Annotated in this window: 18 protein-coding genes and 1 riboswitch; of the genes, 9 read left to right on the top strand and 9 right to left on the bottom strand. The window is 68.6% G+C overall.

Translation table 11 applies throughout. From position 1 onward, the window contains the following. Positions 1–94: 94 nt before the first annotated feature. From cydB to hisC, 3 genes are all read right to left on the bottom strand, one after another. The gene (cydB, locus tag ABZS97_RS01325) at positions 95–1,102 is read right to left on the bottom strand and encodes a cytochrome d ubiquinol oxidase subunit II (RefSeq protein WP_356132093.1); all 1,008 of its coding nucleotides are present in this window, start codon (positions 1,100–1,102) and stop codon (positions 95–97) included. A 20-nt stretch (positions 1,103–1,122) separates the two neighbouring features. Beyond that, positions 1,123–2,631, bottom strand: a complete 1,509-nt coding sequence (locus ABZS97_RS01320) for a cytochrome ubiquinol oxidase subunit I (protein ID WP_356132090.1) — start codon at positions 2,629–2,631, stop codon at positions 1,123–1,125. A gap of 306 nt (positions 2,632–2,937) precedes the next feature. Then, complete coding sequence (gene hisC, locus ABZS97_RS01315; protein WP_356132087.1) at positions 2,938–4,017, bottom strand: histidinol-phosphate transaminase; 1,080 nt, start codon at positions 4,015–4,017, stop codon at positions 2,938–2,940. A gap of 408 nt (positions 4,018–4,425) precedes the next feature. Here hisC and ABZS97_RS01310 point away from each other — a divergent pair, with 408 nt between their 5' ends. The 3 genes from ABZS97_RS01310 to ABZS97_RS01300 all read left to right on the top strand — a co-directional run bounded on the left by ABZS97_RS01310 (position 4,426) and on the right by ABZS97_RS01300 (position 7,911). Next, positions 4,426–5,538 carry a LacI family DNA-binding transcriptional regulator gene (locus tag ABZS97_RS01310; RefSeq protein WP_356132084.1) on the top strand — a complete coding sequence of 371 codons (1,113 nt, stop codon included), beginning with the start codon at positions 4,426–4,428 and terminating at the stop codon, positions 5,536–5,538. Positions 5,539–5,794: 256 nt separating this feature from the next. Continuing rightward, a complete protein-coding gene (locus tag ABZS97_RS01305) occupies positions 5,795–6,862 on the top strand; it encodes a metallophosphoesterase (RefSeq protein WP_356132081.1) in 1,068 nt (355 codons plus the stop codon). Positions 6,863–7,044: 182 nt separating this feature from the next. Beyond that, the gene (locus tag ABZS97_RS01300; RefSeq protein WP_356132078.1) at positions 7,045–7,911 is read left to right on the top strand and encodes a hypothetical protein; all 867 of its coding nucleotides are present in this window, start codon (positions 7,045–7,047) and stop codon (positions 7,909–7,911) included. 95 nt (positions 7,912–8,006) lie between these two features. On the opposite strand, the gene ABZS97_RS01295 is transcribed toward ABZS97_RS01300, so the two are convergent. Beyond that, positions 8,007–9,575, bottom strand: a complete 1,569-nt coding sequence (locus tag ABZS97_RS01295) for a VWA domain-containing protein (RefSeq protein ID WP_356132076.1) — start codon at positions 9,573–9,575, stop codon at positions 8,007–8,009. A gap of 79 nt (positions 9,576–9,654) precedes the next feature. Then, complete coding sequence (gene thiC / locus ABZS97_RS01290) at positions 9,655–11,457, bottom strand: phosphomethylpyrimidine synthase ThiC (protein WP_356132073.1); 1,803 nt, start codon at positions 11,455–11,457, stop codon at positions 9,655–9,657. After that, a riboswitch (TPP riboswitch) is annotated at positions 11,450–11,606 on the bottom strand. (Overlaps the previous gene by 8 nt.) 71 nt (positions 11,607–11,677) lie before the next feature. On the opposite strand from thiC, the gene ABZS97_RS01285 reads away from it, so the two are divergent. After that, positions 11,678–13,147, top strand: a complete 1,470-nt coding sequence (locus tag ABZS97_RS01285) for a YibE/F family protein (protein WP_356132070.1) — start codon at positions 11,678–11,680, stop codon at positions 13,145–13,147. 76 nt (positions 13,148–13,223) lie between these two features. Here the strand turns inward: ABZS97_RS01285 and ABZS97_RS01280 are convergent, their stop codons facing one another. The 4 genes from ABZS97_RS01280 to ABZS97_RS01265 all read right to left on the bottom strand — a co-directional run bounded on the left by ABZS97_RS01280 (position 13,224) and on the right by ABZS97_RS01265 (position 15,597). Continuing rightward, positions 13,224–13,661, bottom strand: a complete 438-nt coding sequence (locus tag ABZS97_RS01280; RefSeq protein WP_356132067.1) for an SsgA family sporulation/cell division regulator — start codon at positions 13,659–13,661, stop codon at positions 13,224–13,226. 98 nt (positions 13,662–13,759) lie between these two features. Continuing rightward, positions 13,760–14,494 carry an IclR family transcriptional regulator C-terminal domain-containing protein gene (locus ABZS97_RS01275; protein ID WP_356132453.1) on the bottom strand — a complete coding sequence of 245 codons (735 nt, stop codon included), beginning with the start codon at positions 14,492–14,494 and terminating at the stop codon, positions 13,760–13,762. Between the two features lie 411 nt (positions 14,495–14,905). Continuing rightward, positions 14,906–15,118, bottom strand: coding sequence for a DUF5326 family protein (locus ABZS97_RS01270; RefSeq protein ID WP_356132064.1), 213 nt, complete (start codon positions 15,116–15,118; stop codon positions 14,906–14,908). A gap of 161 nt (positions 15,119–15,279) precedes the next feature. Beyond that, a complete protein-coding gene (locus ABZS97_RS01265) occupies positions 15,280–15,597 on the bottom strand; it encodes a cupin domain-containing protein (protein WP_356132061.1) in 318 nt (105 codons plus the stop codon). Between the two features lie 59 nt (positions 15,598–15,656). Here ABZS97_RS01265 and ABZS97_RS01260 point away from each other — a divergent pair, with 59 nt between their 5' ends. The 5 genes from ABZS97_RS01260 to ABZS97_RS01240 all read left to right on the top strand — a co-directional run bounded on the left by ABZS97_RS01260 (position 15,657) and on the right by ABZS97_RS01240 (position 19,395). Further along, positions 15,657–16,037, top strand: coding sequence for a phage holin family protein (locus tag ABZS97_RS01260; RefSeq protein ID WP_356132058.1), 381 nt, complete (start codon positions 15,657–15,659; stop codon positions 16,035–16,037). 9 nt (positions 16,038–16,046) lie between these two features. After that, on the top strand, positions 16,047–16,538 hold the full coding sequence (locus tag ABZS97_RS01255; protein WP_356132055.1) for a low molecular weight protein-tyrosine-phosphatase: 492 nt from the start codon (positions 16,047–16,049) through the stop codon (positions 16,536–16,538). Beyond that, entirely contained in the window at positions 16,535–17,698 is a 1,164-nt protein-coding gene (locus tag ABZS97_RS01250; RefSeq protein ID WP_356132052.1) for a cystathionine gamma-lyase, read from the top strand. Before ABZS97_RS01255 ends, ABZS97_RS01250 begins: the two co-directional genes overlap by 4 nt. 250 nt (positions 17,699–17,948) lie before the next feature. Continuing rightward, on the top strand, positions 17,949–18,854 hold the full coding sequence (locus tag ABZS97_RS01245) for a LysR family transcriptional regulator (protein WP_356132050.1): 906 nt from the start codon (positions 17,949–17,951) through the stop codon (positions 18,852–18,854). A 58-nt stretch (positions 18,855–18,912) separates the two neighbouring features. Then, entirely contained in the window at positions 18,913–19,395 is a 483-nt protein-coding gene (locus tag ABZS97_RS01240; RefSeq protein ID WP_356132047.1) for an NUDIX hydrolase, read from the top strand. Positions 19,396–19,409: the final 14 nt, after the last annotated feature.

The following is a 19,409-nucleotide window of genomic DNA, read 5'->3' as shown; positions in this document are numbered from 1 at the left end:
CACACCCTTGGCTCGTCAGGCATGTTTCACGTGAAACATGCCGTGCGTCGGACTCTGTGCGCGAGACCAGCGCGTAGGACTCGATACACCGGCCTCAGTGCGCGACATCCGCGGCGATGTGCTGCGTACCGATCCGCTTGCGGAACACCCAGTAGGTCCAGCTCTGGTAGAGCAGGACGAGCGGCGTCGCGATCCCCGCGCACCAGGTCATGATCTTCAGGGTGTACGGACTCGACGAGGCGTTGGTGACGGTCAGGCTCCACTCGTCGTTGAGCGACGAGGGCATGACGTTCGGGAAGAGCGTCAGGAAGAGCATCGCGACGGCCGCCACGATGGTGAGTCCCGACAGCGCGAACGCCCAGCCCTCCCGCCCCGCATTGACCATGATCAGCGCCACGACCAGGGCGACGACCGCCACCACCAGGGCGACCAGCGACTTTCCGTCTCCGTTGTCGGCCTGCGTCCAGAACAGGAAGACCAGCGCCAGGACGGCAGTCACGAGCCCGAGTCGCAGCGCCAGCTTCCGCGCCCGCACCCGGATGTCCCCGACGGTCTTGAGACCGACGAACACCGTCCCGTGGAAGGTGAACAGCGTCAGCGTGACCAGACCGCCCAGCAGCGCGTACGGGTTGAGCAGGTCCCAGAGGTTGCCCACGTACTCGAAGCTGGCGTCGATCTTCACTCCGCGCACGATGTTGCCGAAGGCCACGCCCCACAGGAACGCCGGGATCAGCGAGGTCCAGAAGATCGCCGTCTCCCAGTTGCGCTGCCAGTTCTCCTCGGGCCGCTTGGCGCGGTACTCGAAGGCGACACCGCGCACGATCAGGCAGACCAGGATGACCAGCAGCGGCAGATAGAAGCCGGAGAAGAGCGTGGCGTACCACTCCGGGAAGGCGGCGAAGGTCGCACCGCCCGCCGTGAGCAGCCACACCTCGTTGCCGTCCCAGACGGGCCCGATCGTGTTGATCAGCACCCGCTTCTCGGCACGGTCACGGGCCAGCAGCTTGGTGAGGATGCCAACCCCGAAGTCGAAGCCCTCCAGGAAGAAGTATCCGATCCAGAGGACCGCGATGAGGACGAACCAGACGTCGTGAAGTTCCATGACTCAGCAGCTCCCTGGGCCTAGTACGAGAAGGCCATCGGCTTGTCGGCGTCACGGGTGTCGCCGCCGATCTTCGTGGGCGGGTTGAGGTCGGCCTCGGTGAGCTCGGGCGGGCCGGCCTTGACGTACTTCACGAGCAGCTTGACCTCGACGACGGCGAGGATCGCGTAGAGCGCCGTGAAGACCAGCATCGAGGTGAGCACCTCGCCCTGCGAGACACCGGGGGAGACCGCGTCCCGGGTCTGCAGCACGCCGTAGACGACCCACGGCTGACGGCCCATCTCGGTGAAGATCCAGCCCCAGGAGTTGGCGATCAGCGGGAAGCCCAGCGTCAGGATCGCGAGGCGCCAGTACCACTTGGTGAGCGTCGGACCGAGCGCCTTCTTCCGGAAGAGGACCAGATGCGGCACCTCGTCGTCACCGACCCTCAGATGCTGCGGCAGCATGAACTTCTTCCTGGTCAGCCAGAGTCCGGCCAGGCCGATGGCGAAGGACGTCATGCCGAAGCCGATCATCCAGCGGAAGCCCCAGTACGCGACCGGGATGTTCGGCCGGTAGTCACCGGGCCCGAACTTCTGCTGCTCGGACTTGTTGACGTCGTTGATGCCGGGGACGTACGAGCTGAAGTCGTCGTTGGCGAGGAAGGACAGCAGCCCCGGGATGTCTATGGCAACCTTGTTGTGTCCGGCGGCGACGTCGCCGTAGGCGAAGACCGAGAAGGGTGCGGGTCCCTCTCCGTCCCACAGTGCCTCGGCCGCGGCCATCTTCATCGGCTGCTGCTTGAACATGACCTTGCCGAGGGTGTCACCGCTGATCGCGGTGAGCATTCCGGCGATGACGACGGTGACCAGGCCGAGTCGCAGCGAGGTCTTCATCACGGGGATGTGCTTCTTGCGGGTCAGATGGAAGGCGGCGATGCCGACCATGAAGGCCCCGCCCGTGAGGAAGGCCGCCGAGAGCGTGTGGAAGGCCTGGGCGAGAGCGGTGTTCTGGGTCAGGACGTGCCAGAAGTCGGTGAGTTCGGCGCGGCCCCTCGCCTTGTTGATCCGGTAGCCGACGGGGTGCTGCATCCACGAGTTGGCAGCGAGGATGAAGTACGCCGACAGGATCGTGCCGATCGAGACCATCCAGATGCAGGCGAGGTGGATCCTCTTCGGCAGCTTGTCCCAGCCGAAGATCCACAGCCCGATGAAGGTGGACTCGAAGAAGAAGGCGATGAGGGCCTCGAAGGCGAGCGGTGCGCCGAAGATGTCACCGACGAAGCGCGAGTAGTCGGACCAGTTCATGCCGAACTGGAACTCCTGCACGATGCCGGTGACGACGCCCATCGCGATGTTGATCAGGAAGAGCTTGCCCCAGAACTTGGTGGCCCTGAGGTACTTCTCGTTCTCCGTGCGCACCCAGGCGGTCTGCAGGCCGGCGGTGAGCGCGGCGAGAGAGATCGTCAGGGGGACGAAGAGGAAGTGGTAGACGGTGGTGATGCCGAACTGCCATCGCGCCAGCGTCTCCGGCGCCAAAGCCAATTCCACGTCGTCAGTCTCCTTACGTCGCCGCGGCCACACGCAGTTTGCCCCGTTGATCACACACATCACAGGAGCAACCGGGACACGCTTGTGAACGCGTTCACATTCACAAGCAAGTATGCCGCATACCCGTTCGACAATGGAGAGGCGGGGGGTACCTCGCTGTGGACCGGTCGGCCCTGGCGCCGCGAACAGCTGGTCCCGGGCACCGCGAACAGCCGGCCCGGGCACCCGCCCGGGCACAGCCGCTCGCCTCCACAGCCCACCCTTGCGACGCGAGGAGTCTCCTGGGGGACTGGGCATGAGCCCGGCTCAGAGCTCCTTGCGGAACCCCTCCGTCACCTTCAGGAAGATGTCGTTCGCCTCGGTCTCGCCGATGGTCACCCGCACTCCCTCCCCGGCGAAGGGCCGCACCACGACCCCGGCCTGCTCGCAGGCGGCCGCGAAGTCGAGCGTGCGCTCCCCCAGCCGCAGCCACACGAAGTTGGCCTGCGTCTCCGGCACCGTCCACCCCTGGCCGCGCAGCGCCTCGACCACGCGCGTGCGCTCGCACACGAGCGAGCCGACCCGGCCGAGCAGCTCGTCCTCGGCGCGCAGCGAGGCGACCGCCGCGTCCTGCGCCAGCTGGCTCACGCCGAAAGGCACCGCTGTCTTGCGCAGCGCCGCCGCCACCGGCTCGTGGGCGATCGCGAAGCCGACGCGCAGACCCGCGAGGCCGTACGCCTTGGAGAACGTGCGCAGCACACAGACGTTCGGGCGCTCGCGGTAGAGCTCGACACCGTCCGGCACGTCGTTGTCGCGGATGAACTCGCGGTAGGCCTCGTCGAGCACGACCAGCACGTCACCGGGCACCCGGTCGAGGAACCGCTCCAGCTCGGCCCGGCGCACCACGGTGCCGGTCGGGTTGTTCGGGTTGCAGACGAAGATCAGCCGGGTCCGGTCGGTGATCGCGTCCGCCATCGCGTCGAGGTCGTGCACATCGCCCGGCGTCAGCGGCACCTTCACCGAGGTCGCGCCGCTGACCTGCGTGATGATCGGGTACGCCTCGAAGGACCGCCAGGCGTAGATGACCTCGTCGCCGGGGCCGCTGGTGGCCTGCAGCAGCTGCTGTGCGACCCCGACCGAGCCGGTGCCGGTGGCCAGGTCGGAGAGCGGGACTCCGAAGCGCTCCGACAGCTCGTTCATCAGTCCGGTGCACGCCATGTCCGGGTACCGGTTGAAGCTGCCGGCCGCGGCGGTCACGCTCTCCATCACGCCGGGCAGCGGCGGATAGGGGTTCTCGTTGGAGGACAGCTTGTACGCCACCGGACCCCCGGCCGCGGCGGGCTTGCCGGGCTTGTAGGTGGGGATTCCCGCCAACTCGGCACGCAGCTTGGGGCTCGTCTCGCTCACCGCAGTCCTCCTCGTGACCCTCACCGGCTCATCATCGCCACCGGCTTCCAATACTTCTCACCTTATGAGGATTCAGCGCCGGTGCGAATGCCCTGTGGACAACCACATGCGCCCCACGGGCATCAGCGCACGAAGGCGTACGAAAGGGGGGCGCGCCGTTCGTTTCGGCACGCGCCGGTAGCTCACTCCGTGGCGCGCATCGCTCGTGAAGGTGAGTTGAGACCTCTTCGAAACATCGCCAACTTGGCAGGCCCATGCGTGCCGACAAGTCACGTCCTGCCATTGGATCGTTCAACTCCCTTTGTTTCCAAGGCAGTTGTAGTGGAATGACCATGCAGAAACGTGCCTGTCAACGAGTGCATATGCGTCCGCACTACCCCACCGCATGAGCCCTACTATCGGCTCGCCATGACAGCAGCAGGGAAGCACCAGGTGAGCCGGGCGGAGACCACCCGCCGAGGCGGTCGGCCGGGCCGGGCAGGCATCAGAGACGTGGCCGCGGCCGCCGGAGTCTCGATCACGACTGTCTCCGACGCCCTCAACGGCAAGGGCCGGCTCCCGGACGCCACCCGACGCCATGTCCGCGAGGTCGCCGACCGGCTGGGCTATCGCCCGTCGGCCGCGGCCCGAACCCTCCGTACCGGCAAGTCGGGCCTCATCGGCCTGACCGTGACGACGTACGGGGATGAACCTTTCACCTTCACCGAGTTCGCGTACTTCGCGGAGATGGCGAGAGCCGCCACCTCGGCCGCGCTCGCCCGGGGCTACGCCCTGGTCATCCTCCCCGCGACCTCGCGCCACGACGTGTGGTCGAACGTAGCCCTGGACGGCACGGTCGTCATCGACCCGTCCGACCAGGACCCGGTGGTCAGCGAGCTGGTCCGGCAGGGCTTACCGGTCGTCTCCGACGGCCGCCCCGCCGGCGCGCTCCCCGTCACCGCCTGGGTCGACAACGACCACGAGGCCGCCGTCCTCGGCATCCTCGACCATCTGGCCGACGCCGGCGCCCGCCGCATCGGCCTCCTGACCGGCACCACCACCGACACCTACACCCACCTCTCCACGACCGCATACCTGCGCTGGTGCGAGCGGGTGGGCCAGGATCCGGTGTACGAGGCCTATCCGGCGCACGATCCGTGCGCGGGCGCCGTAGCCGCCGACCGGCTGCTCGCCCGGCCCGACCGCCCCGACGCCGTCTACGGGCTCTTCGACCCCAACGGCACCGACCTGCTCGCCGCGGCCCGACGCTACGGTCTGCGCGTACCGGACGACCTGCTCATCGTCTGCTGCAGCGAGTCCACCGTCTACGCCGGCACCGAGCCGCCCATCACGACCCTGTCCCTCAAACCGCGCCGGATCGGCACCGCGGTGGTGCAGCTCCTCATCGACGCCATCGAGGGACTCGAATCGGACCAACCGGTCGAACAGGTGATACCGACCGAGCTGATCGTGCGGACGTCCTCCGAGCGCCGCTCGCCGCGAACGACGGTCAGTCCGCCCCGATCTCCCGAGGAGGAGTAAGCGGTTGCGGGCGTCGGCGACCGATGGCCGACGCCCCGCGGACTTCCGACGGGGCGTCCACTCGACGCCTCCTGTGGATAGCCCCGCCCAATTCGGGCGAAAACCCCGGTGAACTGGGGTCCTTCTCCGATTCACCACCCCTGGGTCATCACATGGCGCGATCCGCATTCCTATGATGGGCCCACGACACCGCGGGCCGCTGCGACCAGGCAGTCCGATCCGGTGCAGATGCGGCGCGATGGTGGTGGAGGGGTCGATGACTCAGGGGGCCGGTCAGGGACCCGAGGTGGTGCGGACGGACACATTGCGCGACTTCCGGGTGCCCGCATACGTCCACGAGACCGGTCCGTACGCGCAGAGCACACCCCCCGGCGAGGCCGTCACCCCGGCCGCCGCCGAGGGGTACACGCCCACGCGGCGCGATCTGCCCGTCATCAACCGGGGTGACACGGTTCAGGTGGCCGTCGACCCCGAGGCCGTACCGGCTCCGCCGCCGGGCGACGGGCCCGGCCCGCTGTACGTCGTGGGTGACGTGCACGGCTACCTCGACGAGCTGGTCCTCGCGCTCCACGAGCAGGGCCTGATCGACTCCTCGGGCCACTGGTCCGCCGGCACCGCCCGGCTGTGGTTCCTCGGCGACTTCACCGATCGCGGCCCGGACGGCATCGGCGTCATCGACCTCGTGATGCGGCTGTCCGCCGAGGCAGCCGCGGCCGGCGGCTACTGCAAGGCGCTCATGGGCAACCACGAGCTGCTGCTGCTCGGCGCCAAGCGGTTCGGCGACACCCCCGTCAACTCCGGCGCGGGCACCGCCACCTTCCAGGCCGCCTGGCTGCTCAACGGCGGCCAGAAGACCGACATGGACCGCCTCCAGGACCACCACTTGCAGTGGATGGCCCGCCTCGACGCCATGGAGCAGGTAGACGGGCACCTCCTGGTGCACTCCGACACCACCGCCTACCTCGACTACGGCGACTCCATCGAAGCCGTCAACGACACCGTCCGCGAAACCCTCACCCGCAACGACGCGGACGAGTGCTGGGACCTCTTCCGCAAGTTCACCAAGCGCTTCGCCTTCCGCGACGACGGCGGCGCCGAGGCCGTCCGTGAACTGCTCGGCGCGTACGGCGGCACCCGTATCGTGCATGGTCACAGCCCCATTCCCTACCTTCTGGGCGAAGTCGGCTCCGAGGACGGCGAGGACGACGCGGGCCCCGTGGTCGAAGGACCCCACGTCTACGCCGACGGTCTGGCCATCGCCATGGACGGCGGAGTGACCATGGCCGGAAAACTGCTGGTCCAGCACCTTCCGCTGGATAGCTGAGCTCTCAACGGGCAGGCGTCCCGCCACGAAGGACTTCGCTGGCCAGAGGGCAATTTCCGGAAACCCCCTGTCACCGCGTGCCGTCACCGCTCTACCATCGGCTTATCCGTAGCAGGCTCCCCTCCGTTTCTGCCCGACGGCTCGTCAGCGTGCGAGCCCCAAGCCCTACGGAGCATCGGGGGATGCAGATGAACAGCGTTCCGCAGCACCTGCTGAGCGAGGACCGCCAGGAATACGAGCGGATCCTCGATGAGGCGCTGCGCTCCGCCCCACACCGCCCGGAACTGGCCGCTGTGGGACAGCGGCTCAACCCCGAACAACTGCGCACCATGGCGCTCAACGCCACCGTGCTGATCACGGCGGCCGCGACGACGGAGTACCAGCACTACGTGAAGGTCCGTGAGGAACTGCGCCAGCCGGCGCAGTCCCCCTCCACCGTGAGCGAGGAGACCGGTTCCGCGGAGCCGGGCACGGCCGCGGTGGGGCTCGCCACCACCATGGGAGAAGTCGGCGAAACCGCCGGGGCCGGCGCCATCGCCGTCGTCGCGGTGCTCGCTCCCCTGCTCGCCGGCACCGCCGCGGTGATCTTCCTGCTCGTGGGCTACATCCTGAAGATGCTCGACCCCGAGCCGACCATCGCCAAGACCCTCCTCACCACGGGATGGGTCTTCGGCGCCATCACCGCGGCCGCCATCCTGGTCGCCGCGGTCGGACTGCTGCTGACGGCGCTGCGCAACAGCTCCTCCTCGCTCCAGGCCGGAGCGCGCGGCGAGTTGTACGAGGAGGTGGCCCGGGCCAGGGAAGCCTGGCACGACGCCCTGCTGGAGCGCGGCATCCTGCCGTTCCTCCGGGAGGCACTCGCCGATCCGGGCTCGGCAGCACTGGGACGCCGTCCTTCACCGGCGCCCAGCCGGATACCGCAACTCGGCTACGACCGGCCGGGGTTCAGCAGCCCCGACGGCGGGCCCGCGGCAGGTCCGCGCCCGAGCTTCTCCAGCCCGGACTTCACCAGCCCGGACTTCGGGGGGCCCGAGCACCAGCCGGAGTAACGCCCGGAGGCCGGGCCCGCATCCCATGAACGCGGGCCCGACTTCCGGCATGCGCGGCTACGGGGACAGGAGATACGCGCTACCGAGCGGCGGGTTCACACGATGCCCAGGTGCCGCGCCGCGGTGATCCAGGACGGGAACTCGGACAGAAGCCGGTCGTACAGCTCCGGGTCCGGGACGGTGCTGATGTCGTCCACCGCGAAGAAGCCGACGTTGTCGACGCGGCGGCCGGGCAGAGTGTCGAACCGTTCGAGTACGCCGTAGTTGGACCGCCCCAGTCCCACGAACTGCCAGAAGATCGGCTCCTCGACCGCTTCGCGCAGTTCCTTCTCGATCTCCTTGTTGCGGTAGACCCCTCCGTCGGAGAAGAACAGCACCAGCGTGGGATCGACAGCCGGATTCTCCCGTACATACGTGCGAACTTCGGCGATCACCTTCTGTTCCTCGTTCTGGATGCCCACCGCCCGCATGTCCACCTGACCGGGCAACAGCCCCTTCTTCGGCTTCTTGCGGCGGAAGAGGCTCAGCTCGCCGACCCGTACGTGGAGCTCCAGCCACTCCGGGAGTTCACCGAGGGTCAGGTCCGGCAGGCGCGCCGGGCTGGAGGCGAACGTCCACGCCTGCATCACCCCGTCGTCGTCCAACTGGGCGGAGACCGCCGCCATCCGCTCCACCACGTCCACGACGACACCCTTCGAGTACAGGAACGACATGGAGCCCGAGGCATCGAGAACCAGGAGGACCCGCGCCGTCACCCCTGCCGCACCGTGCTTCCTCAGACTGACCGCCACGTGCTCCTTGCGCAGGGAGAGCCGCTTGCGCATGTCGACGGGCAGCCGCTCCTCACCCTTGCTGAGGCGCCGGGCGGAGGCAGAGACGGGGACGGGGGGTGCCGGTTGCGATACGGGACTGGAAGGCGCCGGAGGTGTGGGAGGCATGGGCGGGGCTGTTGGTGGGGCTGCAGCCGGAGCTGACGGCGCGGCGCCGGGCGGAGACGCCGGGACGACCGTCTGCGCAGCCCCCGCGGCCCCAGTGACGCCGACGGCACCCTGCGCCGTCCCAGTCCCAGTCCCAGTCCCAGTCGCAGCCCCAGTCGCAGCCCCAGTCGCAGCCCCAGTCCCCGTGTCCGTCTCCTCGTCGACGCTGATGCCGAAGTCGGTGGCGAGGCCCGCGAGTCCGGACGCGTACCCCTGCCCGACCGCACGGAACTTCCACCGGCCCGCACGCAGATACAGCTCGCCTCCGATGAACGCCGTCTCCGTCGTGGCCTCCATCTCGAAGCGCGCGATCTCCTCCTGCGTCCCGGCGTCGAGCAGCCTCAGCGTCAGCCCGGCGAGGTCGCCGAAAGTCCCGCCGTCGGCCGAGGCGCCCAGGACGACCCGCTCGATCCCCGGCTCCAGGTCCGACAGGTCCACCTCGACCGTGTCCGTCGTCGCCCCGGCGGCCCACTGCTTACCGAGATGCCGTACGGCGCCGGAGGCGTGCTGCGGCTGGTTGTAGAAGACGAAGTCGCCGTCGTCCCGCACCCGTCCGTCGGCGCCGAGCAGCAGCGCCGAGGCATCGGCGTCCGGCGCACCGGCTCCCCCGGACCAGCCGAGCACGGCCTGCACTGCGGCGGCGTCAACCGGCAGGTTGCCGCCCTTGCTCATCAAGGTCGGTGTCATGCGCCCAGTCTGCCCACAGAACCCGGCCCCGGCTCCGTCCGCTGCACATTGCGGCGCAGCGGACGGCTCCGGCCGGGCCTCAGTCCGCCAGCGGCAGATAGACCCGGTTGCCCGCGGCCGCGAACTCCTTCGACTTCTGGGCCATGCCCTCCTCGATCTCCGTCTTCGTGCCTCCGTGCTCACGGCGGATGTCCTGCGAGATCTTCATGGAGCAGAACTTCGGGCCGCACATGGAGCAGAAGTGGGCCGTCTTGGCGGGTTCGGCCGGGAGGGTCTCGTCGTGGAACTCCCGTGCCGTGTCCGGGTCGAGAGCCAGGTTGAACTGGTCGTCCCAGCGGAACTCGAAGCGTGCGTCGGACAGCGCGTCGTCCCACTCCTGCGCACCTGGGTGCCCCTTGGCGAGGTCGGCTGCGTGGGCGGCGATCTTGTAGGTGATGACGCCGGTCTTGACGTCGTCACGGTTGGGCAGGCCCAAGTGCTCCTTGGGCGTGACGTAGCAGAGCATGGCCGTGCCCCACCAGGCGATCATCGCGGCACCGATGCCGGAGGTGATGTGGTCGTACGCCGGCGCGACGTCCGTCGTCAGCGGGCCGAGCGTATAGAACGGAGCTTCATCACAGATCTCCTGCTGAAGGTCGATGTTCTCCTTGATCTTGTGCATCGGGACATGTCCCGGGCCTTCGATCATGGTCTGAACATTGAAACGCTTCGCGATCGTGTTGAGTTCCCCGAGCGTCCGCAGCTCCGCGAACTGCGCCTCGTCGTTGGCGTCCGCGATCGATCCCGGCCGCAGACCGTCGCCGAGCGAGTACGTGACGTCGTAGGCGGCGAGGATCTCGCAGAGTTCCTCGAAGTTCTCGTAGAGGAACGACTCCTTGTGGTGCGCGAGGCACCAGGCCGCCATGATCGAGCCGCCGCGCGAGACGATTCCGGTCTTGCGGTTGGCGGTGAGCGGCACGTACGCGAGGCGCACTCCGGCGTGGACCGTCATGTAGTCCACGCCCTGCTCGGCCTGTTCGATGACCGTGTCCTTGTAGATCTCCCAGGTCAGCTCCTCGGCGCGGCCGTCGACCTTCTCCAGTGCCTGGTAGAGCGGCACGGTGCCGATGGGGACGGGGGAGTTGCGCAGGACCCACTCGCGCGTGGTGTGGATGTTGCGGCCGGTGGACAGGTCCATGACCGTGTCGGCGCCCCACTTGGTCGCCCAGGTCATTTTGTCCACCTCCTCCTCGATGGAGGAAGTGACCGCCGAATTGCCGATGTTGGCGTTGACCTTCACCAGGAACCGCTTGCCGATGATCATCGGCTCGATCTCCGGGTGGTTGACGTTCGCCGGCAGGACCGCGCGACCCGCCGCGATCTCCTCGCGGACGACCTCCGGATCGACGTTCTCGCGGACCGCCACGAACTCCATCTCGGGTGTGATCTCCCCGCGCCGGGCGTACGCGAGTTGCGTCACCGCCTGTCCGTCCCGGCCCCGGCGCGGCTGGCGCGGCCTCCCCGGGAAGACCGCGTCGAGGTTCCTGAGTCCCCCGCGCGGCGAGGTGTGCTTGATCCCGTCGTCCTCGGGACGGACGGGGCGGCCCGCGTACTCCTCGGTGTCGCCGCGGGCGATGATCCAGTTCTCGCGCACGGGTGCCAGGCCCCGGCGTACGTCGGTCTCGACGGTCGGATCGGTGTACGGGCCGGAGGTGTCGTACAGCGTGACCGACTGCCCGTTGGTGAGGTGCACCTGACGAACCGGCACCCGCAGGTCGGGGCGCGAACCCTCGACGTACCCCTTGTGCCAGCCGATGGACTTCCCGACCTCGCCGCTTTCGGCAGGGGCGAGCGCCCCGTCCGTCTGGCTGGAGGCAGGCGTGCGTACGTCCTTGTTGGTCATGAGACCTACTCCCTACGCCGGCATTACCCGGTAACAGGTTCGGCGGTCGACGCAGCGGCTTCCGTCCGCCGATGTTTCATGTGAAACATCGCTGGGACGAAGGTCAGCGCCCTCTCAGCCCGGTGCTCCGAGCTCCCGCGTGTGCAAAGGTGCCTCCACGCTAGCGTCATATCTGGCGCGCTGAACAGAGGGCCCCTCCCGTTCTTGCGATGATCGGCCCGTGACCACGATGCAGCAGCCCCCGTTTTCGCCGCCCGATCCGCCCCCCGGCCATGGTCCCGGCGACGCGCACGGCCATGGTCAGGGCGGAGGCCCCGGCCCAGGCGGAGGCCACGGTGACGGGCACGGTCAGGGACCTGGTGGCGGGCACGGCTCCGGCCACTCGCACAGTCACAGCCATGGACCGGCCGCCCCCGTCTCCCGGCACCTGCGCAAGGTCATCGCCGCGATCCTGATCCCGTTCGGCGTCGCGGTCGTGGTCGGTTTGGCGGTGCTCTGGCCGGGCGGCGCTCCCTCCCACGAGCGCACCGGCGTCGGATTCGACCGGCAGACCCAGCAGGCCACGGTCACCGTGGTCGACAAGGTGGACTGCAAGTCCGTGAACGCCTCCGGGGAAACCCCGACCGGCGACACCTCCACCGCCGAGGGCTCGTCGGCGCGGCAGCAGGCTACCGGTGACTGCAAGAAGGCGACGATCCGGATCGACACCGGCAAGGACAAGGGCCGTACGTTCACGGAGATCGTCCAGCCGGACCAGTCGCGGCAGTTGCACGAGGGCGAGAAGGTCATGGTCGCCTACGAGCCCTCCGCTCCCAAGAACCTGCAGTACTCGGTCACCGACGTGAACCGGAAGTTCCCCATGGCGCTGCTCGCCGGGATCTTCGCGCTGGCCGTCGTGGTGGTGGGCCGTCTGCGCGGTGTCATGGCGCTCGTCGCACTGGCCGTCAGCTTCATGATCCTGACGTTCTTCATCCTCCCCGCGATTCTGCAGGGCTCGAATCCGCTGGTCGTGGCGGTGGTCGGGGCCAGTGCCATCATGCTGATCGCGCTCTACGTGTGCCATGGCCTGTCAGCCCGTACGTCGGTCGCCGTACTCGGCACGCTGCTCTCGCTGCTGCTGATCGGCATCCTCGGCTCGGGGTTCATCGACTGGGCCGCGCTGACCGGCAACACGGACGACAACACCGGACTGATCCATGGTCTGTACCCGTCCATCGACATGAGCGGTCTGCTGCTCGCCGGCGTCATCATCGGCTCGCTCGGTGTGCTCGACGATGTGACGGTGACCCAGACGTCGGCGGTCTGGGAACTGCACGAGGCCAATCCGACATTGGGCTGGCGCGGTCTGTACCGCGCGGGCATCCGGATCGGCCGCGACCACATCGCCTCGGTCGTCAACACACTCGTCCTGGCCTACGCGGGCGCCGCCCTGCCGTTGCTGCTGCTCTTCTCGATCGCTCAGAGCAGTGTGGGTACGGTCGCCAACAGCGAACTGGTCGCCGAGGAGATCGTGCGCACGCTGGTGGGCTCGATCGGGCTGGTCGCCTCGGTGCCGGTGACCACCGCGCTGGCCGCCCTGGTGGTCTCGGCGGACCGCCCGGGAGGGACGGACACACCGGCCCCCGCGTCGGCGCCGACGAGTGCCCGGCCGGCGGTGCGGGGCGGCAAGGGCCGCCGCCGCAAGCACTGAAGCCGGAGGGCACCGCCCGGAAGCCTTGCACCCCGCGGGTGGCGAAGCGTTACTCCACCGTCCGCGAGGCGGGCCGTCAGCCTGCGCTCTGCTCCTCCGCCAGGATGCGGTGCAGGGCCTGGTCGAGGTGGGTGTCGAAGTCGGCGAGGGAACGCTCCTGCCCCAGCGGGACCAACTTGTCCGTGCGGTCGAGGAACGCCACGAGCGGTGCCGCACCCGACCGGAACAGCGCCTGGTCGCGGCCCACCTGAAGCCGGATCAGCACCTCGCCGAACGCCTCCGGGTCGGCAGGTTCGATGTGCACATCGCCGTCGCCGCACGGCCGGCCGACTCCGTCGATCAGCAGCTCACGCCCGAACGCCCAGGTCACCGGCGCGTCACCGGGCAAATGGAAGGTCATTCGCACGGCGTAGGGATCACAGGCCTCGTATCGCAGCTCCACCGGAATGCGGAAGGAGAGCTCCTCCGACACGAGGAAGCTCATCATGACCTCTGCCTGTACCGACTCGTGCATCGCCTACCCCGTCGTTTTCGGTCGACTGGCCAGGAATCATCCCCCTGACACAGTGAATTATTGCTCAACGTGCACGACAGATCACAAGGAGTGAGTTTTCAGATGCTGATAGAGATGGCGAGTGTCCCTAGTAGCCTTCCGATCTCGTTCTGCAGCTGACGTGCCGCGGGCAGTAGTCGGTGGGCCTGGTGCGAGGGCACCGAAATGGCCATCGCCGCGGCAGTTGAGCCTGCGGTGAGGGGGATCGCGGCGCAGAGCGCGCCCAGCGCGTACTCCTGCCGCTCGACGACCGGTTCCATTCGTCCCACGCGATCCAGGCGCCGCAGCAAGGTGCGATCGTCACGCACCGTGTACGGGGTGATGGACTGCACCGGATAGCGGTCGAGGTGGTCGCGCCGAGCCTTCTCGTCCAGCTGGGAGAGCAGACACTGGCCGATCGCATGGGCGTGTGCGGTCTCCCGGAAGTCGGCCCACTCCTCCACCGCGGGATTACCCGGGCTGTCGGCGATGTCCATGACCTCGATCTCGCCGTCGCGGTAGATCGCGTAGTACACGGGTACGCCGATCGCGTCGCGCCAGTGCGCAAGCGCGTCGCTCATCGTGCTGCGACGTTTCTGCTGCGCTCCGCTGCTGCTCAGCCGCTCGGCCGCCTCGCCCAGGAAGAACAGGCCCTTCTCGCGGCGCAGATAGCCCTCATGGGTCAGCGTGCGCAGCAGGTGGTACGCCGTCGGGAGCGCGAGCCCCAGCTCGCGCGCGAGCTGTTTGGCCGGTGCCCCGTGCTCGCGGGCGGCGACGGCCTCCAGGAGGTGCATCGCTCGCTGGACCGAGCCGATGAGGGTTGTGGGGTGCGGCTCCGAGGGCGGCTCGGGCGTCTCCGAGGGCGACGTCTGCGGTTGGACGGGCAGAACGTGCGCCCCTTCTCGTGGGCGGAGGGGTGCCGGTGGAACCGTCGGGGCGTGTGCCGTCGGCGGTGTACCTCGTTGGACGGGTGGAGCGTGCGGTTCTGCGGGTGTGGTGTCAACCGTGGCCAAGGGTCGCTCCCGAAGCGCGAGGGGGGCCGCCCGTGTGGGGAACACGGGAGGGGGCGGTGCGCTGCCCGCGGGGATGGGCCCCGCGTCGAATTCCGGACTTTAACCGTCCGTCGGCACTGACAGACGGCCCAGCCGGGAAACTTCCCTCGCCAGGGGGAACCTTCGCTTCGTGATACCGGTTTCCCCGTTACCGGTCGCTCACCCGGTTCGGTGTCACCAGTCGCTGCGCGACGACGAACTCGACATGAACTTCCGTACGACGTAGATGAGTCCGCCGACCAGCGCGACGAAGATCAGCGCCTTGAAGAGCAGCCAGACCACGAAGCCGACCACGCTCGCTATGAAGCTGCCGAACACGACCAGGGCGATGACCGGCACCGCGATCCACTTCACCCACCACGGCATACCCGTGAAGATCTCTCGCATCGCTCTCGTCCTTCTCTCTGCCCGTTGACGAGCCCGTTTCCGGTCTCGTGTCGAGTCTCCGATGTCCTGCACCCGATGCTAGGGGCGGGAAGAGCGCAATGGGGGCCTCGCATCCCTTGTCCTCCCCTGACCCTTCCCCTAGGGAACCCTGAGACGGGATGTCAGCTCTCGGGCGGAGAGAACACCACCAGAACCCGCAGGTCCTCGGTGATGTGGTGGAACTTGTGAGCGACCCCTGCGGGCACGTAGACGACGCTTCCGCGGGCCACCTGGGTGGTCTCCAGGCCGACCGTGATCGAGGCTCGGCCGCTCACGATGAAGTACACCTCGTCCTGCTGGTGCGGCTTCTGCGGGTCGGGTTCGCCGGCGTCGAGCGCGTACAGGCCGACCGACATGTTCCGCTCGCGCAGAAACTGCAGGTAAGCACCGTCATTGGCGGCGCGCTCCGCCTCCAGTTCGTCCAGCCGGAATGCCTTCATCGATCTCGTCCGCCCTTGCCCAGTGCTCGTAACCGATCTCTTCTGCCACGATCAGACACATGAAGAATTTCGTAGTCAAGACGATCGCCAACGCGGGGGCCCTGGCCGTCGCCGTGTGGCTGCTCGACAAGATCACCCTGACCGGCGACAGCACCGGCAAGAAGACCGTCACGCTGATCCTGGTCGCACTGGTCTTCGGTCTGGTGAACTTCCTGGTCAAGCCCGTCGTGAAGGTGCTGACGTTCCCGCTCTTCATCCTCACGTTGGGCCTCATCACCCTCGTGGTGAACGCCCTGATGCTGCTGCTCACCTCCTGGCTGGCCGACAAGTTCGACCTCAGTTTCCACGTCGAGGGCTTCTGGACCGCCGTCGTGGGCGGCCTGATCATCTCGATCGTGTCCTGGGCGCTCAACGTCGTCCTTCCCGACGGCAAGGACTGAGAGCATCCGATGCCCTACCGCGTCTGTTTCGTCTGCACCGGCAACATCTGCCGCTCGCCGATGGCCGAGTCCGTCTTCCGCGCCCGTGTGGCGGAGGCCGGGCTCGACGGCCTGGTGGAGGTCGACAGCGCGGGCACGGGCGGCTGGCACGAAGGCGACGGCGCCGACCCGCGGACCGTCGCCGTGCTGGAGCAGAACGGCTACGACAGCGCCCACGCCGCCCGGCAGTTCCTGGTGGCGTGGTTCTCCCGCCTCGACCTCGTCATCGCCCTCGACTCCGGCCATCTGAAGGCTTTGCGCCGCCTCGCGCCCACCACGCAGGACGCGGAGAAGGTGCGTCTGCTGCGCTCCTACGACCCCGCGGCCGGCGACGACCTCGATGTCCCCGATCCGTACTACGGACGAATGGACGGCTTCGAGGAGTGTCTTGAAATGGTGGAGGCGGCGAGCCCGGGACTGCTCGCCGCGATACAGGAGCAACTGGAGGGACGAGCGGCATGACGTCAGAATCAGAGCCGAGGTCGGCACATTCCGTCGGGGGCAGCGGTGAGGGCACGCGCGCGGTGCGGGCCGGGCTGCCCGAACCCGTCAAGAACGAGCCGACTCTCCCGGGCCCCGTCTTCGCCGCGCACTTCCATCTGCCCGGCGATCCGACCGGCCCGTACACCTACGGCCGTGACGAGAACCCCACCTGGACGCTCCTGGAACGCGCCATCGGCGAGCTGGAGGCACCCGGACAGGACGGCGTCGAGACGCTGGCCTTCCCCTCCGGCATGGCCGCCGTCTCGGCGGTGCTCTTCTCCCAGCTGCGCGCCGGCGACGTCGTGGTCCTGCCGGACGACGGCTACCAGGTGCTGCCGCTGGTCCGCGAGCAACTGACCGCCTACGGCATCGAGGTGCGCACCGCCCCGACCCGAGGCGACGCCCAGCTGGACGTGCTCGACGGCGCGAAGCTGCTGTGGATCGAGACCCCGTCGAACCCTGGGCTCGACGTGTGCGACATACGGCGGCTCGCCGAGGCGGCACGCGCGCGTGGCACCCTCGTAGCCGTCGACAACACCCTCGCGACGCCGCTCGGCCAGCGCCCGCTGGAGCTCGGCGCCGACTTCTCCGTGGCCAGCGGCACCAAGATGCTCACCGGGCACGGCGACATCCTCCTGGGCTACGTCAGCGCGCGCGACGCCGCTCTGATGGCCACCGTGCGGCGCTGGCGGAAGATCGTGGGCGCGATTCCCGGGCCCATGGAGGCCTGGCTGGCGCACCGCTCGCTCGCCACGCTCCATCTGCGCGCGGACCGGCAGAACGCCAACGCCCTGGCGATCGCCGAGGCCCTGCGCACTCGGCCCGAGGTGACCGGGCTGCGCTATCCGGGACTGCCCGACGATCCCTCGCACAAGGTCGCCGCTCAGCAGATGCGGCGCTTCGGGTGCGTGGTGTCCTTCACGCTGCCCACGCGCGCGCGTGCCGACCTTTTCCTCGACGCGCTGCGCCTGGTGGACGACGCGACGAGCTTCGGCGGGGTGAGGTCCACGGCCGAGCGGCGCGGCCGCTGGGGCGGGGACGCCGTCGCGGAAGGGTTCATCCGTTTCTCGGCCGGCGCCGAGGACGCCGAGGACCTGGTGGCGGATGTGCTGCGAGCGCTCGACGAGTCGGCGAACTGACCGCTTCCTGAACGACCGGTCGGTACGTCGGATGCGCGTGTGCCCGTCGACACATGAGTACGACGGGCCGTACAACGGGCGGTCCGAGCCTCCCCCCTCGTGGCTCGGACCGCCCCGGTTCTGCGCGCGAAGAACCGCGCAGACAAGGCTAGTTGACTCTGTGTCAGTGTCCAATCACGGTAGCGACAGAGACCTATCGACTTATTTATAGTTAGGGCTCGGTCGGGGGTGCTGGGAGAGGAGGGGCACCATGGATTTGGCCCTGCTGCGCACGTTCGTGACCGTGCACCGGGCCGGTTCCTTCACCCGCGCCGCCGCGCTGCTGGGCCTCTCGCAGCCGGCCGTCACCTCGCAGATCCGCACCCTGGAACGGCAGCTGGGGCGACCGCTCTTCCTGCGACAGGCCCGTGGAGTGACTCCCACGACCATCGGCGACGAGCTCGCCCACAAGGCCGCCCCGCATCTCGATGCCCTGGTCGAGATCGCCGAGGCGGGCCTGGACGCGGACTCCTCCTTACGCACCCTGCATCTCGCCGGCCCACCGGAGTTCACCGCCGAACGGGCCCTGCCCGCGCTCACCGAGCTGACGGGCGAGGACGGCCAGGGCTTCACCCTTCGCGCCTCCTTCGGGAATGCCGAGGAAACGCTGGAGGGGCTGGCCGCCGGACATCATGATCTGGCCATCAGTACGGCCCGTCCGAGGGGCGCGCTGCTCACCGCGACTCCTCTCTGCGACGAGGAGCACGTCCTGGTCTCCGCCCCCCGCTGGGCCGCTCATGTCGGCCCCGGCAAACTGCGCCGCAAGGGCGCCTACGCGCTGGAGGACCTCCCCGTCGTGGAGGTGCACGAGTCGCTGCCGCTCGTCGCCCGTTACTGGGCCTCCGTCTTCGACTCCCGCCCGGCCGCCTCGGGCACCGTCGTCGTCCCCGATCTGCGCGCGGTGCTCGCCTGCGCCGTCGCGGGCGCGGGCCTCGCGGTGCTGCCGCGCTATCTGTGCGCCGACGCCCTGAAACGCGGAGACGTCGTGGCGCTCCTCGATCCCGCGGTGCCCCCACTGCGCACGTATTTCCTGGTGGTGCGCACCGGGACGCTGGCCATGCCGCACATCGCGCGAGCGCACGAATGGCTGCTGCGTGCCGCTGCCGACTGGTCCTGAGGAAAGCTGTGCCGTTTCGCGATGTTTCACGTGGAACCAGCCGGGCCACATTTCTCCCATGACCGTTCGACCCGTGGTCAAGCGCACCGCCCGTGCCATCCTGCTCGACGGCGACGACCTGATCCTCATCAAGCGCACCAAGCCCGGCGTCGACCCCTACTGGCTCACACCGGGTGGCGGCGTCGAGCCGGAGGACTCGACCGTCGTCGACGCGCTCCACCGCGAAGTGCACGAGGAACTCGGCGCCAAGATCATCGATGTGGTGCCCTGCTTCGTCGACACCGTGGAGCACATCGGTGACGACGGCGGCGCGACCGGCGTGAAGGTGCAGCACTTCTTCGTCTGCCGGCTGGAGTCCATGGACCCGGCCCAGCGGCACGGCCCCGAGATGGACGAGCCGTGCGGCGAGTACGAGATCGTGCGGGTGCCCTTCACGCGTGTCGGCATCGCCTCCGTCCATCTCGTACCGCTGTCCCTGCGGCACTACCTCGACGGGAACATCGAGGGCGTACGGGCGATGCACGCACCCGACCTGGGCTGACCTCACCGCTGCCG

The organism is Streptomyces sp. NPDC005485, assembly GCF_040606085.1.
GTDB lineage: Bacteria > Actinomycetota > Actinomycetes > Streptomycetales > Streptomycetaceae > Streptomyces.
Note: the sequence above shows the minus strand (reverse complement) of the source record. Positions and strands in the feature narration are given on the sequence as shown.

Bases quoted from the DNA above. Each gene is read 5' to 3' on its own strand.
- cydB (WP_356132093.1), bottom strand. From the start codon at position 1,102: ATGGAACTTCACGACGTCTGGTTCGTCCTCATCGCGGTCCTCTGGATC.
- ABZS97_RS01310 (WP_356132084.1), top strand. From the start codon at position 4,426: ATGACAGCAGCAGGGAAGCACCAGGTGAGCCGGGCGGAGACCACCCGC.
- ABZS97_RS01305 (WP_356132081.1), top strand. From the start codon at position 5,795: ATGACTCAGGGGGCCGGTCAGGGACCCGAGGTGGTGCGGACGGACACA.
- ABZS97_RS01300 (WP_356132078.1), top strand. From the start codon at position 7,045: ATGCAGATGAACAGCGTTCCGCAGCACCTGCTGAGCGAGGACCGCCAG.
- ABZS97_RS01295 (WP_356132076.1), bottom strand. From the start codon at position 9,575: ATGACACCGACCTTGATGAGCAAGGGCGGCAACCTGCCGGTTGACGCC.
- thiC (WP_356132073.1), bottom strand. From the start codon at position 11,457: ATGACCAACAAGGACGTACGCACGCCTGCCTCCAGCCAGACGGACGGG.
- ABZS97_RS01280 (WP_356132067.1), bottom strand. From the start codon at position 13,661: ATGCACGAGTCGGTACAGGCAGAGGTCATGATGAGCTTCCTCGTGTCG.
- ABZS97_RS01270 (WP_356132064.1), bottom strand. From the start codon at position 15,118: ATGCGAGAGATCTTCACGGGTATGCCGTGGTGGGTGAAGTGGATCGCG.
- ABZS97_RS01265 (WP_356132061.1), bottom strand. From the start codon at position 15,597: ATGAAGGCATTCCGGCTGGACGAACTGGAGGCGGAGCGCGCCGCCAAT.
- ABZS97_RS01260 (WP_356132058.1), top strand. From the start codon at position 15,657: ATGAAGAATTTCGTAGTCAAGACGATCGCCAACGCGGGGGCCCTGGCC.
- ABZS97_RS01255 (WP_356132055.1), top strand. From the start codon at position 16,047: ATGCCCTACCGCGTCTGTTTCGTCTGCACCGGCAACATCTGCCGCTCG.
- ABZS97_RS01250 (WP_356132052.1), top strand. From the start codon at position 16,535: ATGACGTCAGAATCAGAGCCGAGGTCGGCACATTCCGTCGGGGGCAGC.
- ABZS97_RS01245 (WP_356132050.1), top strand. From the start codon at position 17,949: ATGGATTTGGCCCTGCTGCGCACGTTCGTGACCGTGCACCGGGCCGGT.
- ABZS97_RS01240 (WP_356132047.1), top strand. From the start codon at position 18,913: ATGACCGTTCGACCCGTGGTCAAGCGCACCGCCCGTGCCATCCTGCTC.